The following is a 22,061-nucleotide window of genomic DNA, read 5'->3' on the forward strand; positions in this document are numbered from 1 at the left end:
GTGCCCTGGAGCCCAGGGCGCACGCTGCGTGTGGCGGCGTTGGGGTTGTTCCGCGACGTTGTCAGGCGTCGCGAGCCTGCGCGCTGTCCGCCGGCTCGAGCGAGAGCGGCGCCAGGTCGAACGCGCCCGGGCGTATGGGCGTATAGGTAAAGCCTTGCACGCTGCGCCGGAATGCCAGCTTGCGCACGTCGGTCGAAATAAACAGATCGGGCGAGTCGTCCAGCACCCGCCGCTGGAATTCGATGTAGATCTCGTTCCGCCGGGCGGGATCGAGCTCGCTTCTTCCGCGTTCGATCAAGGCGTCGACCGCCGGGTTCGCGTAGGTCGGGTTCGACCAGTTGCCGACACGCGAGGAGTGATAGTGGTTGAAGCTGACGTCGGCCGGATCCGCGTAGTTCACCGATGTGAACATCGAAAAGAAGTCCGGGCATGTTTCAGGGCGCCGCGCCGAGGCCACCAGATCCGGCCACGTCATGGCCCGCACATCCAGCGTGATCCCCAGCTTCTTCAGGCTGTCCAGCAGCACCAGGCACCAGCGCCGCTGCTGCTCATAACCGCTGATGTACGCCGCCCGCAAGGCAAGCGGCTGGCCGCGCGTGTCGATCCTGGCCATGTATTCGTGCGCCCGCTCCAGGTTCATCGCGCGCGGCGGCAGCGACTTGTCGAAGCCGAACATGGCCTGCGGCAGGGGGCCGTACGCCGGACGTGCATACACCGCGACGTCCAGCATGGCCTGGTAGTCCACGGCCCAGCTCACCGCCTTGCGCAGCGCGACGTCGGCCAGCGGGCCGTGCTTCGTGTTCATCCGAAACATGAAGGTCCGCAGTTCGGGCTTGACGACCAGGTTGACGCGGGAACGTCCCTGCAGCGCGGCAATGTCGTCGTTGGACAGGTTGACGGCGATATGCGCGTCGCCTCTCTGCACCATCAGGCGCTGGCTGGCGCTTTCCCGGACGACCTTCAGGATGACGCCGGTGGCGTTGCCTGATTCATCGCGCCAGTCCGTGGCGGTACGCCGCAATTCGTAAAGATTGCCCGATTCGGCGCGGCGCAGCTGGAATGGGCCGGAGCCCGCGAGATGAGCGCGCAGCCAGGTCTGCCCATCGTCATTGCCCTTGTTGGGTTCGACCTGCGCGGGGTTGACGATCCATATCCACGGCAACACCTGCAACAGCGGACCAAAGGGCCGCGCCAGGCGCATACGGACGGTGGTCGCATCCACGGGCTGCACACCGCCCGGTTCGATGATGCCGGCGATCATCCACGCGTTGCCCTTCCTGATCCGCAGCAGTCGCTCGATCGAATATGCCACGGCGTGCGCAGACACGGGCGACCCATCGCTGAAGCGCGCTGCCGGATTGAGCCTGAACACATATTCCAGCCCATCGGCGGACACCTCCCAGGCGCGCGCCAGTTGCGGCACGATGCGCGGCGGGTCGGCTTCGACGCGAACCAGGGCATCGTAGACGTTGCGCAGCAGGAAGGTGGTCGGCTCGTCGGCGTTGGTATGAGGATCCAGGTTATTGATGTCGTTGGCCGTGGCGATGACCAGGACACGGCGGGCCTGTTCCTGTCCGGTCGCGCCGCGACCCGGCATCACACGCGCCACCGCGGCGACGCCGGCCGCGGCCGCCACACCCGTGACGATGGCGCGCCTGCTGATCCTGCCCATATCCCCTGACCTCCGTCGACGACGCGCACCGCGTCGCATCGCCTGTATGTTGTCTCGTCGAGACCGCGTGATTCGGTATGCGAGGCAGTATATCCACCTACAATCTTGATTCGTACACATACCTCCCTAGTATTAGATAAACTTAATATCTGCCATTTCCTCGCGGATGATGTGCTAGGGAAAACACGGACCAGGACGCGCCATGCAAGCAGCCAAACCGGTGGACATGCAGAACCTGCAGATCTTCGTCGCCGCCGCCGAAGAAAGGAATATGTCGAATGCCGCGCGCCGCCTCGGCATCACGCAGTCCGCCGTATCGCAGAGCATCCGCCAGTTGGAAGAACAGTTCGGCGTGGTGCTGTTCAACCGTGAGCGCCGGCCGCTTTCCCTGACCGCCGCGGGCCTGGCCCTGCGCAATCGCAGCCAGGCACTGCTAGCCGACGCCAGCCGCCTCAAGGCCATGGTCATAGAGGCCAGCCGCGGCATCAAGCCGGATCTGCGGGTAGGCCTGGTGGATTCCTTCGCCTCGACCTTCGGCGCGAGCTTCATCCGCGAACTGCTGGACCAGTCGTCCACGCTGTCCGTGCGCAGCGGGCTGTCGCCCTACCATGGCGAGGCCCTGCTGGCGCGGGACTTCGACATCATCCTGACCACCGACGCCATGGACGATTTCGACAATCTGTCGCGCCGGCGCCTGATGTCGGAGCAGTTCCTGGTGATTACGGCGAAGTCCTATCCCGGCGAACTGAACAACATACGCGACCTGAACAAGCTGGCCCAAAGCCTGCCCATCGTGCGCTTCAACCGACAATCGCATCTGGGCATGCAGGTGGACCGTTTCCTGCGCCGCATCGACGCGCGCGTGCCGCACCGCCTGGAGCTGGACGAAGCGGACACCGTGGCGTCCATCGTCGCCGCCGGCATCGGCTGGGCCATCACCACCCCGCTCTGCCTGCTGCAGGGCGAAGGCCATGCCAAGAGCCTGCGCCTGCATTTCCTGGGTGGGAATCCGGGCACACGCTCGCTCTACCTGCTGGGGCGCCGCAACGAGTACGAACAGACGTTCTCGCAGTGCTATCGCATCGCCAGGGATTTGCTGACCGCCGAGCTGCCAAAGCGGCTGGACGCCATCCATCCGCGGCTGCAGGAGCTCGTAAGCATCGACGACGAACAACATTCGCCCGATTAATGGAAGGCATTCGGCTGGCTCATAGTTCTTGCTCCGCGTCGTGTCGGCGGCCCACAGTCCGCCCACGCGCGGGATCGCCCGCCTATCGCAGGAACAGAACGAACGATGAACCAAGCACACCCCGCCATGCGCACCGAACACGATGCCCTGGGCTCCATGCAACTGGCCGACTCGGTGGATTACGGCATCCAGACCGCCCGCGCCGTCGAGAACTTCTCGATCTCGGGTATCACCATCGCCGACATACCGGGCTTCGTCGCCAGCATAGCCACCATCAAGAAAGCCGCGGCACAGGCGAACGAACGCGTGGGCGCGCTGGATGCCCAACGGTCGGCGGCGATCCAGTGGGCGGCCGACGAGGTCCTTCGCGAGCCGGACCCGGCATCTTTCCCAGTGGACATCTATCACGGCGGCGGCGGCACGGCCGCCAATATGAACGTCAATGAAGTGCTGGCGCGGCTGGCCAGCCGGCGCATGGCGGCCGGCGACGAACGCGCGTCTGTCCATCCAAACGACCACGTCAACCTGGGCCAGTCCACCAACGACGTCATTCCGTCGGCAATGAAGATAACCGTGCATGGCTTGCTGGAAGCGCTCGCCACACGCGTCAGTGACTTGTGCAATACGCTGCGCGACAAGGAAAGCGAGTTCGCCGACGTCGTGAAGCTGGGACGCACCTGCCTGCAGGACGCGCTGCCGGTCACGCTGGGGCAGCAGTTCAGCGGGTACCGCAGCGCGCTAGAGCGGCAATTGGCCGAAATCCAGCGGGTGCGCGACCTCTGCCTGGAACTGCCCCTGGGTGGCACGGCGGTCGGCACCGGCTTCGGCGCGGCGCCCGGCTATACCGAAGCCGTCTACGCCAGCCTGCGGACACTGACCGGACGCCATTTCCATCGCGAAGCCAATCTTTTCGACGGCCTGCAGAACGCGGATGTATGGATCGCGATCTCGGCCGCGCTGAAAGGGACGTCCACCGTGCTGAACAAGCTGAGCGCCGATCTGCGCCTGATGTCGTCAGGGCCCCGCGCCGGCCTGGGAGAAATCGAACTGCCGGCGGTACAGCCCGGTTCGTCCATCATGCCGGGCAAGATCAACCCGGTGATTCCGGAGATGGTGATGCAAGTCCATTTTCGCGTCCTCGGTAACGACGCAACCGTTACCCGCGCATGCGAAGGCGAACTGGACCTGAATGTCTGGGAATCGGTAATCATCCATTGCGTCAGCGATTCGATATCGCTGCTGTCCCGCTGCGTACCGCTGCTGGCGGACAGATGCGTCGCGGGCATACGTGCCAACCACCAGGAATGCCTGCGCCACGCGGGAGGATCCCTGGCCCTGTCCACCGTATTGGCTGCCCTGTTCGGCTACGAACGCGCCAGCCAGGTGGCGAAGCAGGCCGCGGCGCAGGACAAGACTATCCAGGAAGTGAGCATCGAACTGGGACTGCTGACGCCCGAAGCCGCGACCCGTTATCTGGACCCGATGCTGCTGACCGCGCCCGAGCGCTTCGACGTGCTTTTCAGCAGGGAGAACGTGCAGGCCATCAACGGCACGTTCACTTGGCGGAAGGTGTGAGATTCGAACTCACGAGGGCCGTGAAGCCCCGCCGGTTTTCCTTGCCCCTATGGCTTTCGCCACCGGATCCGGCCTGGGCGGCCGGATCGTTTGCGGGTCTGGACTTTGCCTTCACCATGGCCCCGCGCGACGCGGGGCTTTAGGTGGGAGCCGTCAAGTCTCTACACGTTATCGATGATCAGCATCATCGATCTTCGCTCGGCGTTACCTCGGAAGCATCCAGGGGCTTCGCCGAATTTGACTCCTTACATCCAACGGGTTTCCCCGTGGGCGCTCGATTGAACAAGACCGGTGCATTCAACCACTCTGCCAACCTTCCACGGGCGGGATTGTATCGGAATCGGCGGACTGGCTCTAGGCGCGTGGATTGAAGGGGTCCTTGATGCCTGCGCCGGTGTCGATCCACACGCTCTTGGTCTCGGTGAACTCGTAGATGGCGTGCAGGCCGTTCTCCCGCCCCATGCCGCTTTCCTTCATGCCGCCGAAGGGCGTGGCCCAGTTGGTGCGCCTGTAGGTATTCACCCACACCGTTCCGGCGCGCAGGCGTGACGCCATCCGGTGCGCACGCTTCACGTCGCGCGTCCAGACGCCGGCTGCCAGGCCGTAGCGGGTGTCGTTGGCGATACGGACGGCTTCGTCCTCATCCTTGAACGGGATCAGGCACAGCACCGGACCGAACACTTCTTCCTGCGCGATCTGCATATCGTTGCGCACGTTGCCGAAGATCGTCGGCTCCATGAAGAATCCGTGCGCCAGGGCCGGATCCTCCGGATGCTTGCCGCCGCACAGCAGTTGGGCGCCCTCCTTCCGGGCGACGTCGATCCAGTGGCGGGTCTTGTCATACTGCGCGCGGCAGGCCAGCGTGCCCATTTCCGTCCCGGGGTCGAGCGGGTCGCCCACCTTGATCTGGCGCGACCGCTCTACCAGGCGCTCGGTGAGGGCATCGTGGATGTCGGCATGGACCAGGGCGCGCGAACCCGCCAGGCAGGTCTGGCCGGTGGCCGCGAAAATTCCCGCGAGCACCCCGTTGACCGCGCCGTCGATGTCGGCGTCTTCGAAGATGATGTTGGGAGACTTGCCGCCCAGTTCCAGCGATACGCGCGCCAAGCGGTCCGCCGCGGCGTGCGCGATCTTCTTGCCCACGGACGTCGACCCGGTGAAGGCGATCTTGTCGACGCCCGGATGCTCGGCCAGGGCCGCGCCCACCTTGCCGTCGCCCGTCACCACGTTGACGACGCCGGGCGGGAAACCCGCGGTCTCGAACATCTCCGCCAGGATCAGCGTCGAAATCGGCGTGATCTCGGAAGGCTTGATGACCACCGTGTTCCCCGCCGCCAGCGCCGGGCACAGCTTCCAGAACAGCAGCGACAGCGGGCTGTTCCAGGGCGTGATCGCGGCGATGACGCCGATGGGCTCGCGTGTCGTGAAATTGAACATGTCCGGCACGCTCAGCGGGATGGTCTCGCCATGCATCATTTCCGCCGCGCCGGCGAAGTAATAGCAGTAAGAGGCCAGCGCACGCGTCTGGCCCAGGACCTCGCGGATCAGCTTGCCGTTCTCCAGCACCTGCACGTTGGCCAGTTCCTGGACGTCGCCTTCGATCAACTGTCCCAGCTTGCGCAGCAGCCGGGCGCGATAGGCCGGCGTGGCCCGCGCCCACTCCCCCTGCTCGAAGGCCTGGCGCGCCGCGGCGACGGCACGGTCCACGTCCTGCGCCGTCGCCGAAGGCGCGCCGGCCCAGGCGGCCGCGGTATAGGGGTCGATGCTGTCGAAGGTGCGCCCATCGGCGCTGTCCATCCAGGCGCCGCCGATCAGCATGCGGTACGCACGGTAGGGACGATCGCGCAGGTTCGGCGCGGGTTTGTTGGAAGCATGTTCAGTCATTCGGCTTGTCTCCTGGGGTGTCGCGTTATTCGACCATGGGGATATTCGCCTTGCGGACGACGTCGCCCCAGTACTGTTTCTGCGCCAGCAGCCATGTCCTGAATTCCTGCGGGCTCTTGCTGACGACGGGCTGCAGGCCCACCGCTTGCAAACGGTCGCCATAGGCCTTGTCGCGGGATATCTCGCCCAGGGCCTTGAACAGCTTGTCGACGATGGCCGGCGGCGTGTTCGGCGGCGCGGCCACGCCCAGCCAGGCGATGGCCTCGAAACCGGGCAGGGTCTCGGACATGGTCGGCACATCCGGGACGGTGGGCGAACGTTCCAGCGTGGTGACCGCCAGCGCGCGCAGCTTGCCGCCCTTGATCTGCCCCAAGGGCGACGGCAGCGAATCGATGAAGAAAGTGACCTGTCCACCCATCACGTCCGCGATCGCGGGGGCCGCGCCCTTGTAGGGTACGTGCAGCAGCTTGGTGCCGGTGGACAGCGCGAACAGCTCGCTGATCAGGTGCGGGCCGCTACCCGGGCCGAACGACCCGTAGGAGATGGCGTTGGGCTTCTCCTTGGCCGCCTTGACCAGGTCGGCGACGGTCTTGTACGGGCTTTCCGCCGAAACCACCATCACATAGGGAAACGAGACGACTTCGGAAATCACCGTGAAGCCGTCGATGGGATCGAAGGGAAAGCTGGGCTTCAGGTTGGGCGAAACGGTGTGCACCGTGGCCGACATCAACAGCAGTGTGTAGCCGTCGGGCTCGGCCCGCGCGACCGCGCTGGAGCCGATCTGCCCGGTGGCGCCGGGCTTGTTCTCGACGATCACCGGCTGGCCCAGCTTGTCGGACAGTTTTTCCGCCAGCGCCCGGCCCACCATGTCCACCGTGCCTGCTGCCGTCCAGGGCACGATGAGCTTGATGGGACGATCCGGATAGGCGGCATGCGCCGGCGTGGTGGCCGCTGCCGCGACCGCGAACGCGCTGGTGGCCAGGATGGCCGAGAAAAAGCTCTTGCAGCTGAAACGCTTCATGTTGCTACTCCCCTTGATGACGTTGTGGTCCTGCATGGCATGTACGCACGACAGCGATGAAAGCGATGAAAGCAAGGAAGGCGGGCCCCGCCGGAGCCCGCCCGTTCATCGTTCGCGCGTCACGCCGCGTAGCCGTAGAACTGCTTCGCATGCTCGGGCGTGATCAGCCCGTTCTTCAAATCCTCCTCCACCCTTTCGCGGCTGCGTTCCTTGGGGTCTCCGTAGCCGCCCCCCCCGGGAATATGGCTGACGATACGATCGCCGGGGCGCAAGGTGATCTGCCTGCCGGCGTCCTTGCTTTCGCCGCGTATGGACAGGAAGCCGCGCGGCGCGCTGCCGCCGCCCAGCACGCCTTCCGGCGGATAGACGAAGCGGCCGCCGCGGAAGCTGGCCAGGACTTCGCCCACCGGCCCGAGATCGCCGTCCAGCAGGCGCAGCACGTATTTCTGACCGAAGCCCCCGCGGAACCGGCCCGGGCCGGCGGAATCTTCCCACAGCGACCGCTCTTCGACGATCATTGGCACTTCGCTTTCGATCACCTCGACGGGCGTGTTGCCCACGTTATAGGGAAATGCGAGGCAGGACACGCCGTCCTTGTTCGCGCGTGCCCCCAGCCCGCCGCTGGACACATTGAATGGCGCAAAATTCTCGCCGTCGCGGCGCTTGCCGAACATGTACTGGCCCCACATCGGCGTCGCCCCCGCGCCGGCGCAGACACGATCGGAAGCCCCGGGGGCCACCGCCTGGTACACGAGATCGGGCAGGAAGGTGCCGATGGCCGTGCGGCCGAACACCGGCGCCGGGAAACGGCAATTCAGGACGCTGCCCTCTTCCGCCACCACGGTGATGGGCCGCAGCGTGCCCTCATTGATCGACACCGGCAGGTTCAGCATGCACAGCACGCCGAAATAGGTATACGCCGACGTATAGGCCAACGTGCAATTGATGGCCGGCTTGACCTGCGCCGACGAGCCGGAAAAATCCACCACGATGCGCCCGTCGCCGATGGTGACGCTGGTCTGGATGATGACCGTCTCGCCGCCGACGATGTCTATCTTCGCTTCGTGCGTGTAGACGCCGGGCTTGAGCCGGTTGATTTCCTCCCGGGTCACCGCTTCGCTGCGCACGACGATCTCGTCGGAAAGCCCTTGAAGATCGTCCCAGCCCATCTCGGCGCAGATATCGCACAGGCGCTCGCCGCCGACGTGGCAAGCCGACACCTGCGCCTGCAGGTCGCCCAGCACCGTCTCGTGCGAGCGCACGTTGGACGCGATGAAGGCCTGCACGTCGTCGTTCAACACGCCGGCGCGGTAGTACTTGAGCATGGGAATGCGCAGGCCTTCCTCGTAGTTGTCGCGGCTTTCCGTGGTGGCGCGGCGTCCGCCGATATCGACGTGGTGGCAGCAGGTCACCACGTAGGCGATGTGCCGGCCGTCATGGAACACCGGCACCATGATGGTGATGTCGTTGTGGTGCCCGCTGCCCGCCCAGGGATCGTTGCCGATGAACACGTCGCCTTCCTGGAAGCTGCCCTTGGGGTAGTGGTCCAGGATATTGCGCAGCATGGTTCCCAGCGGCCCGCACAGGCCCGGCGTGCTGGCCGGGGTCTGCGCCAGCAGCCTGGCATCGGCATCGAAAATCGCGCAACCGAAGTCGCCGATGTCGCGCACCACCGTCGAGAACGACGTCCGCCGCAGTGTCGATCCGAGTTCGCCGACGATGGAAATCAATCTTCGCCACAGCATTTCCAGCGTGACGGGGTCGATCCGGTTATCCGCATTCATTACGCTTCCCCTTGATGCGAGAGTTCGATGATCAGGCTGCCGTGCGCGTCGACGTGGATGCGCGACCCGCTGGGCACGACCGTGGTGGATTCGTTTTCCTCGACGATGGCCGGGCCGGGGAACGGCTGCCCCGGCGCGATTTCGGCGCGCCGGTGCACGCCGAAATCCATCCATTGCCGGGTGCGCGTGCAGAAGGCCCGCCGCGTGCCGATCTTGCCGTCGCCTTCCGCCGCCCGTGTCGCGCCCGTCCCAGAAGCGATGCGCCGCTGCGCGCTCGCGGTGACGCGGAAGTTCATGATCTCCAGCGGCAGGGCCTGGAAGATGCGGCCGTAGAGACGCCGGTAGGTGTCCTCGAAGGATGCGCGGATGGCCGCGAGCACCGCTTCGTGGCCGCCATCCTTGGCGAAGGTCGCCGTTACGTCGTAGCCCTGGCCCAGGTAACGCATGTCCACGCTGTATTCGTATTCCACCTGCTCGGCATTGACGGTGCCCGGCAGCCGTTCCCGGCATTCCTGGAACATCTCGGAAAACACGGCGTCCAGCTTGTCGGCGGACAGGTCCTTGAACAGCATGCGCCGCGACCGTACGGCGGCGTACATCACCGGCGCGACGATCATGCCGAAGGCAGCCGCCACGCCGGCACGAGGCGGGATCAGCACCGTGCGTATCCCCAGGCGGGCCGCCAGGTCGCAGGCATGCACCGGGCCGGCGCCGCCGAAGGCGACCAGCGCGCAGGATTTGGGGTTCTCGCCCTTTTCGCTGACATAGGCCTTGGCCGCCGACGCCATGTTCTCGTTGACGATGGCGTGCACGCCGAACGCGGCTTCTTCGGTCGATATGCCCAGCGGGCTGGCCAGCGTGGCGTCTATCGCGCGTTCCGCCGCCGCCTTGTCCAGCGCCATGCGGCCACCCAGGAAGTGCGCGGGATCCAGATAGCCCAGCACCAGGTCGGCATCCGATACCGTCGGGTCCGTTCCACCCTGCCCGTAGCAGGCCGGGCCGGGCACCGCCGACGCGCTGCGGGGGCCGACCTGCAACGTGCCGACCGGCGTGCGCCGCGCGATGCTGCCGCCGCCGGCGCCGATCTCGATCAGGTCCACCACCGACACCCGCACGGGGATGCCGCTGCCAGGCTTGAAGCGATGCACGTGCGCCACTTCGAAATCGTTGGTCAGGGCCGCGTGGCCGTTCTCGACCAGCGCCAGCTTGGCGGTTGTTCCGCCCATATCGAAGGCCAGCACCTTGTCCAGCTGCGCCAGCCGCGCGAAATGCGCCGCGCCCAGCGTACCGGCCGCCGGCCCGGACTCGATGATCTGCACCGGAAACTCGCGGGCGAAGTCCACCGAATTGATGCCGCCGCTGGACATCATCATCAGCATCTCGCCCTTGAAACCCTTGCCGCGCAGGCGGTCCTGCAGCTTGGACAGATAGCGCGACGCCACCGGCTTGGCGTAGGCGTTCACCACGGTGGTGGTGGTCCGCTCGTATTCCTTCATCTCGGGCAATACGTCGCTGGACAGGCTGATCCGGCAATCCGGCATCATCTCCTGCGCGATCTCGCGCACGCGGCGCTCGTGCGCCGGGTTCCGATACGCGTGCAACAGGCAGACGGCCAGGGATTCGCAACCTTCATCCTTGAGCGCCTGCACGGCCGTGCGCACGCTGGCTTCGTCCAGGCCGGCGACCACCGCGCCGGTGGCGTGCAGCCGCTCGTCCACTTCCATGCGCAGATAGCGCGGCACCAGCGGTTGCGGGTATTCGATCTGCAGATCGTAGGCGTCGAAGCGCTTTTCGCGGCCAATTTCCAGCACGTCCCGAAAACCCCGCGTTGTGATCAGGCCGGTCCTGGCGCCCTTGCGTTCGATCACGGCGTTGATCACGAGCGTGGTGCCGTGCACCATCACGTCCACCGCCGCCATGCCCCCGTCGCGGCCCCCCGCCAGCTCCGCCACGCCCTGCTCGATCGCCCGCGACGGATCGTCTGGCGTGGTCAGCGTCTTGTAGACCCTGATTTCCCCGTCTGTTTCGTTGACCTCCACGAAATCCGTGAAGGTGCCCCCTATATCGCTGCCGATGGTAATCACCACTGTCCTCCTGGCTGGTCTTGCGAGCATCTTAGGGAGGACCCCGACTGCCAGGAATTCTCACATTGCTAAAATCCGCTTAAACGTTTTGTTAATGCGCTGTCGTCGCCGTAAATAGGGACCAGGTTCGTGGACAAGCTGCGCGCGTTGGAATACTTCATAGCCGCGGCGAACGAACGCAGCTTCACCGGCGCGGCCCGCCTGCTGGACGTGAGCGTTCCGGCGGTGGCGCGCCTGGTCGGCGCCCTGGAGCAGAAGCTGGGCGTCGCCCTGTTCGACCGCACGGTCCAAGGGCTTACCCTGACCGCGGATGGCGTCAACTATCTCGATGCCTGCCAGCCGTTGCTGGAACAGCTGAGCGCCGCGGACGAAGCGCTGCGCGGCGGCGCGCTGCGGCCGCGCGGCACGCTGGTGCTGGGCACATCGCCGATCCTTTCCCAGCACTCCATCCTGCCAGCGCTGCCGGAGTTCCATGCCCGCTATCCGGACATCCACATCGACATCCGCAATATCGACCGTGTCACTGCGCCGGAAGCCAGCACCGCGGAAGTCCTGGTGCTGTACGGCTGGCCCAAGCAGCCCGGCATGGTGCACCGCCACCTGGCCGACACGCGACTGTTGATCTGCGCCGCGCCGCAGTATTGGGAGCGGCACGGCGCGCCGCAGTCGCCGCGCGACCTGCAACAGCACCAATGCCTGCTCTTCCGCGACCACGAAGGCACGGTCATCGACTACTGGGAACACGAGCGTGACGGGCACAGCGAAGCGGTGGCCGTGAACGGCTGGCTGGTCAGCAGTCATCGCGACGCCATCCTGGATGCGGTCATCGCCGGCCAGGGCGTCGCGCGCTTCACCGACCTGTCCATCCGCGAGCCCCTGCGGCGCGGGCTGCTGGTGCCCGTGCTGACCGACTGGCAGACGCGCCAGTCGCCGCCCATCAATCTGCTTTACCGATCCAACCAGCGGCGGCTGCCGCGCGTGCGGCTGTTCATCGAGTTCTTGACGGACCTGTTCCAGCGGCTGGAGAACGAACGCACGCCGGACCTCGCGGACAATCTGGCCGCCGAACAACCGCACTGGTATCGCCGGCGTCACAGCCGGGCGTCGGCGACGCCGACAGCGACTTCGAAGCGGTCCTTGCGCGCGGAGCAGGACGCCTAGGCCGGCTGGGCATCGGGGACAGGTACAATCCCGTTCCGGCGCGCGGCCCACGCCGCACGCGCCCTGCCCGAGTGGTGAAATTGGTAGACACAGAGGACTTAAAATCCTCCGGCTTTAATCGGCCGTACCGGTTCGATTCCGGTCTCGGGCACCACTAGGGCTTTCCAGAATTTTCCGCAGTTTAGAAAGGCGCGGAAAATCAAGGAACTAAGTGGAAAGCACCGCATCCGCATCCCACCGGGATTTGTCGTCGGATGCCATGATTTGTACACTGTGCTCCCCATTTTTTACGCACAGCACTCCCCATGGCATCGATAACTCCGCACAAGAACGGTTGGCGCGCGCAAGTCTATGTGGCAGGGGAACGAGACTCCAAAATCCTGCGCACGCAGCGCGAAGCGAAAGCTTGGGCGACGGCAAGGGAAGTGGAACTTCGGCAGCTCAAGGGCGCACCGCCTGGCGACCGGTACACGGTCCGGCAAATGCTTGAGCGCTACGCGAAAGAAGTCAGCGTTCAGAAGCAGGGGGCCCGCGCCGAACAGCTACGGGTCCAGGCTTTCCTCCGCGACTTTCCTTCACTGGCAAGCAAGACTTTGGGAGCGGTGAAGACGCCGGATCTCGCCGCCTGGCGAGATACCCGTCTTCGTGGTTTCATCGCGCCGGATGGGCGGTCGGTCAGGCCGGTGTCCCCTGCCTCGGTACAGCGCGACATCAATTGGTTGCGCAACGCCTTTTCCATCGCGCGGAAAGAATGGCAATGGATGGACCACTATCCGTTCGAGGGGATGCGCATCGCGGCGGATGCACCGCCTCGCACGCGGCGGGTGCACGCCCATGAGGTCAAACGACTCTGTCGGGATCTCGGTTATCGCACCGGGCAAGCACCGCAAACCAAAAGCCAAGAGGTCGCACTGGCATTCCTCGTCGGTTTGCGATCGGCTATGCGGGCGGGAGAAATACTTGACCTCGGCAACGCGACGCTTGACCTCAGCAGGCGGATCGCGAAGGTCAAGCATAAGATGCAATATCTGACCGGGCGGCCGCGCGAGATTCCGCTGACTCGTCACGCGGCTCGCTTGCTGAAGCCTGTCGCGAACCGGGATAAATGCTTCACGATCTCGTCGGCGTCCCTGGATGCACTGTTTCGCAAATCGCGGAACAGGCTGCTGATTGAAGACCTACATTTTCACGACTCGCGTGCAGAAGCGCTGACACGGCTCTCGCGGAAAGTCGATGTCATGACCCTGGCCAAGATAAGCGGCCACAAGGATGTCCGGATACTCCAGGAGGTCTACTACCGAGAGACCTCCGAACAGATCGCTGCGCGGCTCTGAAGCCGAACCGCGCATACTCAAGAATCGGACGACGTTTTCTCGTCGGCTGCTTCGCGCCTGGGCACGCGGCTCGTGGATGCTCCCACGAGACCACGCATTCGGCCAGCCTCTGAAACCCTGACGTAACGACCGCCATTCGCCACGCTCGCCTGGCTCGCCATGCGGGCTGTGCGCCGTGGATCGCGGAAAACTTATGTCACCCCTGGGATACCGCATGGATCCGCTATACGTAGACGGTCCCGCAGGATGCTGCGCGGACGCTCCTTTCGACTTTCCTTCTGCCGCACGCGCGGCGCGACATGCCGCGCGGCTTTGGGCACAGACCGCCCCCCGGACTACAGCGGCTGAATTTCGCGATCAGCGGTTTGACGAACACTGCCGTGGCAGGACCGACTCGGAGAAGGAGCGTCACATCCGTCGTGCGGTCTTCTGCCAAACGTTTGCGGAAGCGGTGGGTCGCATCGTCGTGGATCGGTGCTGACTGCATGCGCCCCTTGCTCGAACGCGCCATCAGCTTTCGCCTTTCGGACGACAAGTATCGGCAATACACCGCCGCCGCTGCGGAAATCGGCCTGCGGCTGTCCGAGTACCTGCGCTTTCGGCTGGACACCGAGGACCATATAGGCGAACAAATAACCCAGCTTCGTCTGGCACTGCTGGACAGGGATGAAAGCGAAACAGATGACGCCGCATTGACGCCGCTGCTGCTGGAGCTCCTGCTGCTCGCCCGCAAGCAAGCTTCTCCCGCCGAACTGCGCGCCGTCCGTCAGGAACTTGATCGCCTCGGCCACGCGCCCTGGACGCCTGAACGGCGCCCTTCCGCCACGGATTGACCGGCCGCAGGCCGTCCGCTTTTACCCGGAGATTTCATGAAAGTCTTTGTCCTGGCTGCCGGCCTGTCGGCGGCCTGCCTACTCTCGGCCTGCGGTTTCGCGCCGCCCAAGCCGCCCATACCCGCCGATTCCCCACGCGTGCCGATCAATCGGGCGGATCCGCGTCTGTACGACGGTGCCCCGCTCGTCGCGCAGTCGTCTCAGGTGGCGCCACCTGCTGCAGTACCAGACAAGGCGACGCCACTGGCACCGAAAGCCCCGACGCCAACGCCAGTGGCTCCGGCCGCTGCCTCGAAAGGCCCGTCGAAGATGGCACAGCCTGAAGTCCAAGCGCCCAAATCGACGGCCTCGCCTGCGATCCCGGTTCCAGTTGCGCCGGCGAAAGCAGAGCCTGTGCCACCCGCGAGCAAGGCGGGCGTGCCGCATACGCCCAGTAAGCCCAACACGCGCACGCCGCAGGAGACTGCCCCACCGCCGCCGGTTGCCAGCAAGGCAGCGTCCTCCGCTAAGCCTGCAACCCCGACGCCAGCCGAAAACCCCGCGGACTCGACTACCAAGACCGGCCCCGACCAAAAAACGTCCGCGCCCGTGTCTTCAGCGGCTGATGCGCCTATTAAGACGGTGGACACCACCGGCGTCGACGCGCTGAAGTTTCCGCCCACGCCGATAGTCGTGAAGCGGATCTGGCGTCTCGGCCCGCAGGACAAGACGGTCCGGCAGGCGCTGGCCCGATGGGCAAAGGACGCCAGCTGGACTTTCGGCCCCGAGCAGTGGGAAGTGGCTTTCGACCTGCCGATCGAGGCGTCGGCCGACTTCCCTGCTGCCTCCTTCGAGGAAGCCACGCAAGCCCTGACGAGCTCGATCGCCCTGACCGATTCCCCGGTGCGACCGTGCTTCTACGCCAACAAGGTGCTTCGGATCATTCCGTTCAACCAAAGCTGCGACCGGACCGCGTCGCCCACGGCTCGTCCGTAGCGCGCGGCCCAGACAGGACACTTCATGACAGTCTTCCGTATCGCCGCCGGCATCCTCGCGCTCTCCGCGCTGGCAGGCTGCTCAGCGCTCCAATCCACGCAGCACATCGCCGACTTCGCCGACGCGCAGGGCGGATCCGGACGCGACGCCGTCAAGCAATTCAAGGAGCAGGCCCAAGACGCCGACCGCGCCAAGGGCCAGGTCGTCGGCCTGCCGTGGATCGCCGGCCGCGCGCAGCCGCTGGCCCGTGACGTGTCGCTTCCCCCGGCGCTGCGCGCCAATGTGAACACCACACTGCTTTTTGCCGGGGGCGCGGTCGACCTCACCACGCTGGCCGACCGGATCCAGGCTGCCACCGGAATCCTGACCCAGGTCGCGCCCGATGCCCTGCTGCCCCGTGACTATTTCCTGCCCCGCCTGGGTGGCGAGAACCCCGTCAACGCATCGGTCGCGACGCCGACGACGACGGATGTTTTGGTGCCGGCACTTGTGCCCATCCCCGAGAGCGATCGCGTCTCGGGTCCCGCCCTGCCCGCCGGCGCGGCACGGGTCAAGATGGATCCGCTGCCCCCCGGCCAGGCGCCGCTTGCCTCGATACTGGATTCCATCGCCTTGCGGCTGGGAGTCTACTGGCGGTACGACTACAAGGTCGGCGCGATCCGCTTCTACCGGACGCAGACGCGCACGTTCTACGTCCGTGCGTTGGGCCTGACCTCGGAATCGAGCCTGGAGCTCGGTCTCACGGGGTCCGGCTCATCGAACAGCTCCAGCGGCCAATTCGCCACCCAAAGCCGCTCCAAGTTCTCCGCGACCGGCCAGGCCAAGCCTGTCGACGCCATCCTGACCAAAGTCAGCCAGTTCCTGACCCGGGCCGGTGTCGTCAAGGCGGGCGACGGCGCCGCCAATAGCATCGTCGTCACCGATACCAAGGATGCGCTTGATCATGTGTCCACCTTCCTGGACCAGGAGAACCGCATCATGTCGCGGCGCGTCCGCCTGGTCTTCGAAGAGATCACCGTCCAACGCGATCACACCTCGCAGGCTGGCATCGACTGGCATCTGATCTACAACAGCCTGGGCCGCGCGAACGCGGCAACGGCCACCGGCGTCGCCACCCAGATGGACAGCGCTCAGGCGCCAGGCAGCGTCGGCGCCACGGTTGGAAGCGGGCCTTTCGCGGGGACGGGCGTGCTGATGAGCGCGCTCTCCCAAATCGGCACGGTGGTGCGTCATACGACCATCCCGATCCTCGCCCGCAACCGCAGGCCAGCCACCTACGCCACCAGCGAGACGTTCAGCTACGTGAAGGACCTGCAGCAGACGCAAAGCACGTCCGACACGTCGGCACCGACCGTCACCGTGACGCAGGACGAGAAGACTGTGGGAACCTTCCTCACCGTCGTCCCCGATGCGCAGGACGATGGCCGCGTCCTGCTGACCATCTCGTACAACGACACGCGGCTGATCGGCGGACTGCAGAAGCAGGAGTTCGGCTCGCCCGATAACCCGTCTTTCATTCAGCAGACAGACATCGGCGGACAGGGCGTGGTCCAGGAAGTCGAACTGCAACCCGGTCTGCCGGCAGTCATCGGCGGCTACGCGCAGTCGGCCGGCAATTCGACCCGGCGCCGCCTGGATGACCGCGCGCCCATCGCTCTGGGCGGCTCGGACTCGGCCGAGAAGAAGGATCTGCTCACGGTGCTGGCCGTGAGCGCCATTCCCGAAGAAGGATTCTGACCGTGGCGCGGCGACAGAACTACCGAATCGTCCCCATCCCCGGGACGCCGAACTCCCTCGTGCTGGGCATGACCTGGCAGACGGTCCTCGGCCAGGACCTGACCGTCGCGGCGATGCGGGCGGCCCGGCAAGCCAGCGCCACGCACTTTACGCAGAGCGGGCCGCGCAGCCCCGCAGTCGGCTTGCTGCTGGCCAGCGGTCGCGAGCGCCGCGCCAAGGCACGCTCCCGCCTGTACTCCGCCGCAGCGGCGTTCGCCCAGATCCAGCGGCACGGGACGCAGATCGCGTACGCCTCTCTGGCCTCCGGTGAGGTCTGGATCGCGGTGGTGGTCGATGGCGTGGTCCAGGCCGGCGGCGACATGGTGCTTGCCGATGTGCCGTCCGCGCGGGAGAAGCTCGATAGCCTGATCCAGCGTTACGGCGAAGTGGTCGTGCATGGCGCCGAGGCCGACGGCGCACAGCCCTTTGCGCTGAATCAACTGGCGACGCAGACCAATCAGCAGTCATCGCTGCGCCGTGCCGCATTTCGGCTCTCGATGGTGCCGCCGGTCTGGTGGGTGGCGCTGGGCCTGCTTCTGGCATATCTTGCCTGGGACGCCGCATCGTCCTGGTGGCAGTCTCGCGCCGCACGCGAGCAGGCACGGCTACATGCCATGCAGGACGCCGTCGACGCCAAGGCGGTGTGGCGCCAGGCGCTCGCCGATTGGTCGCGCAGCGTGCGGATCGACGGCGAATCGGGCCTGGACCAGATCCTGAACAGCATCGCGATGGCTCCCGTCGATCCTGGCCGCTGGCTCCTGATCGAGGTCGACTGCCGGCCCGACACCGGCACCTGCTCGGCCGTCTACCGGCGCACCCGTCTGGCCGACAGTCACTCGCTGAAGGCCGCGCTGCCCACCGGATGGAAGTTCGCCCTGCATGACATCGATACGGCAGTCGTGCAATGGACGTTGCCGGCCGGCGCGGCAAAGCGCCCGGCGACACTGGACCTGAACGCGATACCCAGCGAACAGGAACTGGACGCCACCTGGGTGCCCAGCTGGCAGGCCCTGCGCCCCGCCCTGCAGGACTTCTCGCTGTCGGCGCCGACCGCCGTGAGCGTTCGGCCGCCGAACATCAAGCTGCCCAACGGCCTGGAGCAGCCCATCGACCGGCCTGCATCGATCGCGCTGCCGGCGATGCGCAGCCTTGTCATCAATGCGCCGCTGCGGTCCTTGTACGCCCTGGCTCTCCCTCCGGCCACGGCCCTAGTCCAGCTGCAGGTCCGGCACCAGCCCGACGCGCAGCCGCGGCTCACTACGAGTGAGTTCGCGGTCACCTTGAAAGGAACCCTCTATGTCCAAGCCCGATGAACGCGCGAGCCCGGGCCATCGACCGCGCAGGCCGTTTTCCGTGCTCGCCCTGGTCCTCCTGTACGCCGGGTACGTGCACGCGTCGAACCTGGATGTCCCGCCCGCGCCACCGGCCGCGCCCGAAAGCCGACTCGTCCGGGAGCTACTCGAAGTGGATGCGCAGCGCGCGCTCGACGCCGAAAGGCGCATCCGGCAGGACGCCCGCCCGGTCGCCAACGTCCCGGGACACTTGCCGGCGCCATCCGCTGCGTCCGCGCCAACCGCTTCTGCCTCGCCTACCCCCAATGCGCCGCCGGCCAGCCCCAAGGAAGCACCCATCCCCCGGCTAAAAGGCATCGTCGGCGTGGGCAGGCGCCTCTCCGCCATCGTGACCGCCGATGGCCAGGACACCCTCTACCGCGATGGTCTGGCGGTTCCCTTCGCCGGCAGGGATCCCGGTCTTCGGCTGGTGCGCATCGCCTCGCCCTGCGCCGATTTTCTCGACACGCAGAAACGGTCGCTGGCGATCTGCGTGAATGGAGTCCACAAGTGAAATCCCTGCTACGGAAGTACTTCCCGCTCTTCTTCGATCAGGGCGGCACCGAACACGCCAGCACATTCCTGGCGGAGAGTCCGGCCCGCGTCGTCAGCCAGGATGAAGAAAGGCCCGCGGACGAGCCGGCCGGCGACCTGGGCTCCATGGCGGACCTCGCCGGCATCGACCCGCCCTTTCGGACGCTGAAGGTCGACTGGTCCGGCCCGGATGCGGCGGTGACTGCCTGCGTGGCCGAGCTCGAAGGGCAGCAATACGCGGTGCTCGCCAAGCGCGGCCACCTGGACACGGACATCTTTCGCGCCGTACTCGCGCGCGCCCGGCAGGCCAGCAAGGCCGGCCACCCGATCGCGGTGTATACGGTGGATCCCGTCGTGCTGCTCACCCTCGTGCGCGAACGCATGGACGGCAAGGATCTGGTCGCTTACCACAACGGTTCAGGCGGACGCTCGGCGGTACGCACGGGCTTTCACGACCTGGTCGCCTGGGCTGTGCGTCATCAGGCGGGCGACCTGCATCTGCATATCAACAGCAACAGCGCCATTTCCAAGGTCAGCGCCACTATCGACGGCCAGTACGTGACACCGCCCAATCTGTCCATGCCGACCAAGCGGATGATCGAGATGGTGAGCGTCGCCTGGCAGGATGTGCATGGCGGCAATGGCGTCGTCTTCGACGTGGCCCAGGAGCAGCAAGGCAGGCTGTATGAAGTCGTGGACGATCACAGCTACATGCTGCGCTGGGGCTCGTTTGTCGCTGACACGGGGCCCTCGATCACGCTGCGTATCCTGGACCTCTCGGCGAAGGTGGAGTCCGTCGACCTGCAGCGGCTGGGCTACTTGCCCAGCCAGATCGAGCAGCTCGAGCGCGCCATGCAGAGCAAAGGCGGCGGCGTCGTCATGGGCGGCGTGCCCGGCTCAGGCAAAACCACCACGCTCGGGCAACTGATCTGCGGCCTGCCGGATACGCGCAAGATCATGTCCATCGAGGATCCTGTGGAACTTCGGATCCCCAATGCCCTGCAGGCCAGTATCTCGCGCAGCCTGGACGGGTCGGACAACGCGGCGTACCAGGCGAAGCTGATGGCCCTGAAGCGCTCGTCAGCCAGCGACGTGCTGCTGGGAGAGATCCGCGACAAGCTGAGTGGCCTGGCATTCCAGGACATCATCCAGTCAGGCAGCAACGGCTACACCACGGTCCACGTCGGCAGCGTCATGTCGATTCCGCACCGTCTGGCATCCGTCCAGATCGGCATACCCTGGGATGTGCTGGGCTCGCCCGGGATGCTTAAGCTCCTGTGCTACCAGACGCTGCTCCCCGTCCTGTGCAAATGCGCGCTGCCGTCTGCGGCACTCCTGGAGGGCGCGGCCGACAGCATCGGCATCCACCGCTGCGGGGCCTGGTGGAAGGTCTACCTGGACCGCATCGAGCGCCTGTACGGGATCGGCCAGGACCGGGTCCACATCCGCAACCCGCAGGGCTGCGAACACTGCCGGCGCAAAGGGCTGCCACAACTCTTCGGGTACGCCGGCCGGACCGTGGCGGCCGAGATCTTCGAGCCGGGCATGGATATGGAAGCGCTCCTTGCCATCAAGGCGGGCAATGAACTGAGACTGCACCAGATCTACCGGGCGGCCCGCACCACGCCCTTCGACGATCCCGACATGACGGGCAAGAACGCCATGGAATGCGCGGTCTACAAGATGAGCCTGGGTGTGATTGATCCGCGGGACATCGAGCCGCATTTCGTCACGTTCTCGTCTCTGGACGGCAAGGACCGAACCGAATGAGGATCCCTTTTGCGCTCACCAGGGTGGGCTTTGCCGCCCGGCGCTTCGCCCGGCGCCGCGCCGACTGGTACGAATACCTAGCGGACATGATCGAGGACAGCGAAGGCAAGCGGACCGTCAAGGATATCTTTGCCTCCGATGCGGCGCGCTACGGCGCCCGGACGGCCCGGGGCATCGTCTCTGCGTACTGGGCGCACCGGATCGACGACAGCGGCAACCTGGGTCTGACGTTCGCGGGCACGCTGCCACGCCGGGAAGTCAGCGAGATCGCCGCGATGCAGGAGAAGGGCCATGCGATCTTCGCCGACGGCCTCCGCGACCTGGCAAAGCTGGTCCTGCTCACCGAAAAGCTGCGCTCGATACTGAAATCGACCCTGCTCGTCGCCCTGCTGGCCACAATGCTGCTCTGGCTCGTCGTCATGGTGGTGATGCCCTACTACACCGGCCCGGAACTGCTCGCCGCCTTCCCGGCCATTCCGACCGACCTGTACGGCCCCTTCAGCCGGCTCTTCTTCGGCTCGGCGACCTGGATCGCCGCGAATGCGCCGGCCATCTGGCTCACAACGATAGGGAGTTCGATCCTGTTCGCCCTGTCATTCCCGCATTTCGACGGAAGAGTGCGCCGCTGGCTGGATCGCTGGGGACCGTATCGCCTGTACCGAGATATCCAGGCCATCGCCGTGGTGAGCACTGCGGCCAATGCCGTCAAGCGGCGTTCCGGTGTGGCTGTGCCACTACGCGATGCGCTGCAATCGCAACGCGCGGGTGCGCCCCGATGGCTCGGGCAGCGCCTGCAGGCCATGCTGCTGCGGCTGGAGGACTCCAGGGCGGGCGCCACGGTGTTCGATGTGGGCCTCATGGACCAGGAGCTCTATTGGTACCTGGAGGATCTCACGCGCGCGATCGGCCTGGACGGGGCGCTGCAAAAGACCCGTGCCCGGCTGGAAACGACCATGCTGAAACGAGTCGAATCGCGCGCCGTCGCGCTGCGCTGGGTCCTGCTGCTGGGCTCGGTCTTCGCCCTCTTCGCCATCATGGCCCTGCATTACGCCGTCATCTTCGATCTGCGCAACGCCACCATGCTCAGCGCCTTTTAGGCGCGAGACCGGGTTGTTGCCTTCCTTTGGACCTCGCTGCG

The 22,061-nt window shown here is 65.8% G+C and carries 16 protein-coding genes and 1 tRNA gene; 12 read left to right on the forward strand and 5 right to left on the reverse strand.

What is annotated here, in order from left to right; genetic code table 11:
• Nucleotides 1-61 precede the first annotated feature (61 nt).
• Nucleotides 62-1,672, reverse strand: coding sequence for an ABC transporter substrate-binding protein (locus CAL12_RS20100; RefSeq protein ID WP_086066240.1), 1,611 nt, complete (start codon nucleotides 1,670-1,672; stop codon nucleotides 62-64).
• A 202-nt stretch (nucleotides 1,673-1,874) separates the two neighbouring features.
• Here CAL12_RS20100 and CAL12_RS20105 point away from each other — a divergent pair, with 202 nt between their 5' ends.
• Together CAL12_RS20105 and CAL12_RS20110 are read left to right on the forward strand one after the other, a co-directional pair.
• A complete protein-coding gene (locus tag CAL12_RS20105; RefSeq protein WP_086066241.1) occupies nucleotides 1,875-2,861 on the forward strand; it encodes a LysR family transcriptional regulator in 987 nt (328 codons plus the stop codon).
• Between the two features lie 105 nt (nucleotides 2,862-2,966).
• Nucleotides 2,967-4,436 (forward strand): aspartate ammonia-lyase, encoded by a 1,470-nt coding sequence (locus tag CAL12_RS20110; RefSeq protein ID WP_086066242.1) that lies wholly within the window; start codon nucleotides 2,967-2,969, stop codon nucleotides 4,434-4,436.
• A gap of 354 nt (nucleotides 4,437-4,790) precedes the next feature.
• On the opposite strand, the gene CAL12_RS20115 is transcribed toward CAL12_RS20110, so the two are convergent.
• The 4 genes from CAL12_RS20115 to CAL12_RS20130 all read right to left on the reverse strand — a co-directional run bounded on the left by CAL12_RS20115 (nucleotide 4,791) and on the right by CAL12_RS20130 (nucleotide 11,212).
• Nucleotides 4,791-6,320, reverse strand: coding sequence for an aldehyde dehydrogenase (locus CAL12_RS20115; RefSeq protein ID WP_086066243.1), 1,530 nt, complete (start codon nucleotides 6,318-6,320; stop codon nucleotides 4,791-4,793).
• 25 nt (nucleotides 6,321-6,345) lie between these two features.
• Complete coding sequence (locus tag CAL12_RS20120) at nucleotides 6,346-7,341, reverse strand: Bug family tripartite tricarboxylate transporter substrate binding protein (RefSeq protein WP_157793040.1); 996 nt, start codon at nucleotides 7,339-7,341, stop codon at nucleotides 6,346-6,348.
• 119 nt (nucleotides 7,342-7,460) lie between these two features.
• Entirely contained in the window at nucleotides 7,461-9,125 is a 1,665-nt protein-coding gene (locus CAL12_RS20125; protein WP_157793041.1) for a hydantoinase B/oxoprolinase family protein, read from the reverse strand.
• Nucleotides 9,125-11,212 (reverse strand): hydantoinase/oxoprolinase family protein, encoded by a 2,088-nt coding sequence (locus CAL12_RS20130; protein ID WP_198298276.1) that lies wholly within the window; start codon nucleotides 11,210-11,212, stop codon nucleotides 9,125-9,127. Before CAL12_RS20130 ends, CAL12_RS20125 begins: the two co-directional genes overlap by 1 nt.
• A gap of 126 nt (nucleotides 11,213-11,338) precedes the next feature.
• Here CAL12_RS20130 and CAL12_RS20135 point away from each other — a divergent pair, with 126 nt between their 5' ends.
• The 10 genes from CAL12_RS20135 (at nucleotide 11,339) to CAL12_RS28125 (ending at nucleotide 22,020) form a co-directional block, all read left to right on the forward strand.
• Complete coding sequence (locus CAL12_RS20135) at nucleotides 11,339-12,370, forward strand: LysR family transcriptional regulator (RefSeq protein ID WP_086066247.1); 1,032 nt, start codon at nucleotides 11,339-11,341, stop codon at nucleotides 12,368-12,370.
• Between the two features lie 65 nt (nucleotides 12,371-12,435).
• A tRNA-Leu gene (locus CAL12_RS20140) sits at nucleotides 12,436-12,524 on the forward strand.
• Nucleotides 12,525-12,675: 151 nt separating this feature from the next.
• Complete coding sequence (locus tag CAL12_RS20145) at nucleotides 12,676-13,704, forward strand: tyrosine-type recombinase/integrase (protein WP_086066248.1); 1,029 nt, start codon at nucleotides 12,676-12,678, stop codon at nucleotides 13,702-13,704.
• A gap of 485 nt (nucleotides 13,705-14,189) precedes the next feature.
• Nucleotides 14,190-14,537 (forward strand): hypothetical protein, encoded by a 348-nt coding sequence (locus tag CAL12_RS20150; protein ID WP_086066249.1) that lies wholly within the window; start codon nucleotides 14,190-14,192, stop codon nucleotides 14,535-14,537.
• Nucleotides 14,538-14,573: 36 nt separating this feature from the next.
• On the forward strand, nucleotides 14,574-15,512 hold the full coding sequence (locus tag CAL12_RS20155; protein ID WP_086066250.1) for a TcpQ domain-containing protein: 939 nt from the start codon (nucleotides 14,574-14,576) through the stop codon (nucleotides 15,510-15,512).
• A gap of 24 nt (nucleotides 15,513-15,536) precedes the next feature.
• Nucleotides 15,537-17,249 (forward strand): type II secretion system protein GspD, encoded by a 1,713-nt coding sequence (locus tag CAL12_RS20160; RefSeq protein WP_086066251.1) that lies wholly within the window; start codon nucleotides 15,537-15,539, stop codon nucleotides 17,247-17,249.
• Nucleotides 17,250-17,317: 68 nt separating this feature from the next.
• Nucleotides 17,318-18,601 (forward strand): hypothetical protein, encoded by a 1,284-nt coding sequence (locus tag CAL12_RS20165; RefSeq protein WP_157793042.1) that lies wholly within the window; start codon nucleotides 17,318-17,320, stop codon nucleotides 18,599-18,601.
• On the forward strand, nucleotides 18,585-19,133 hold the full coding sequence (locus CAL12_RS20170) for a hypothetical protein (RefSeq protein WP_086066253.1): 549 nt from the start codon (nucleotides 18,585-18,587) through the stop codon (nucleotides 19,131-19,133). The genes CAL12_RS20165 and CAL12_RS20170 overlap by 17 nt, the downstream gene beginning before the upstream one ends.
• The gene (locus CAL12_RS20175) at nucleotides 19,130-20,923 is read left to right on the forward strand and encodes an ATPase, T2SS/T4P/T4SS family (protein ID WP_086066254.1); all 1,794 of its coding nucleotides are present in this window, start codon (nucleotides 19,130-19,132) and stop codon (nucleotides 20,921-20,923) included. The genes CAL12_RS20170 and CAL12_RS20175 overlap by 4 nt, the downstream gene beginning before the upstream one ends.
• Nucleotides 20,920-22,020, forward strand: a complete 1,101-nt coding sequence (locus CAL12_RS28125; protein ID WP_157793043.1) for a hypothetical protein — start codon at nucleotides 20,920-20,922, stop codon at nucleotides 22,018-22,020. Before CAL12_RS20175 ends, CAL12_RS28125 begins: the two co-directional genes overlap by 4 nt.
• Nucleotides 22,021-22,061 lie beyond the last annotated feature (41 nt).

The organism is Bordetella genomosp. 8 (assembly GCF_002119685.1).
In the GTDB taxonomy this organism is placed as follows: domain Bacteria; phylum Pseudomonadota; class Gammaproteobacteria; order Burkholderiales; family Burkholderiaceae_B; genus Bordetella_C.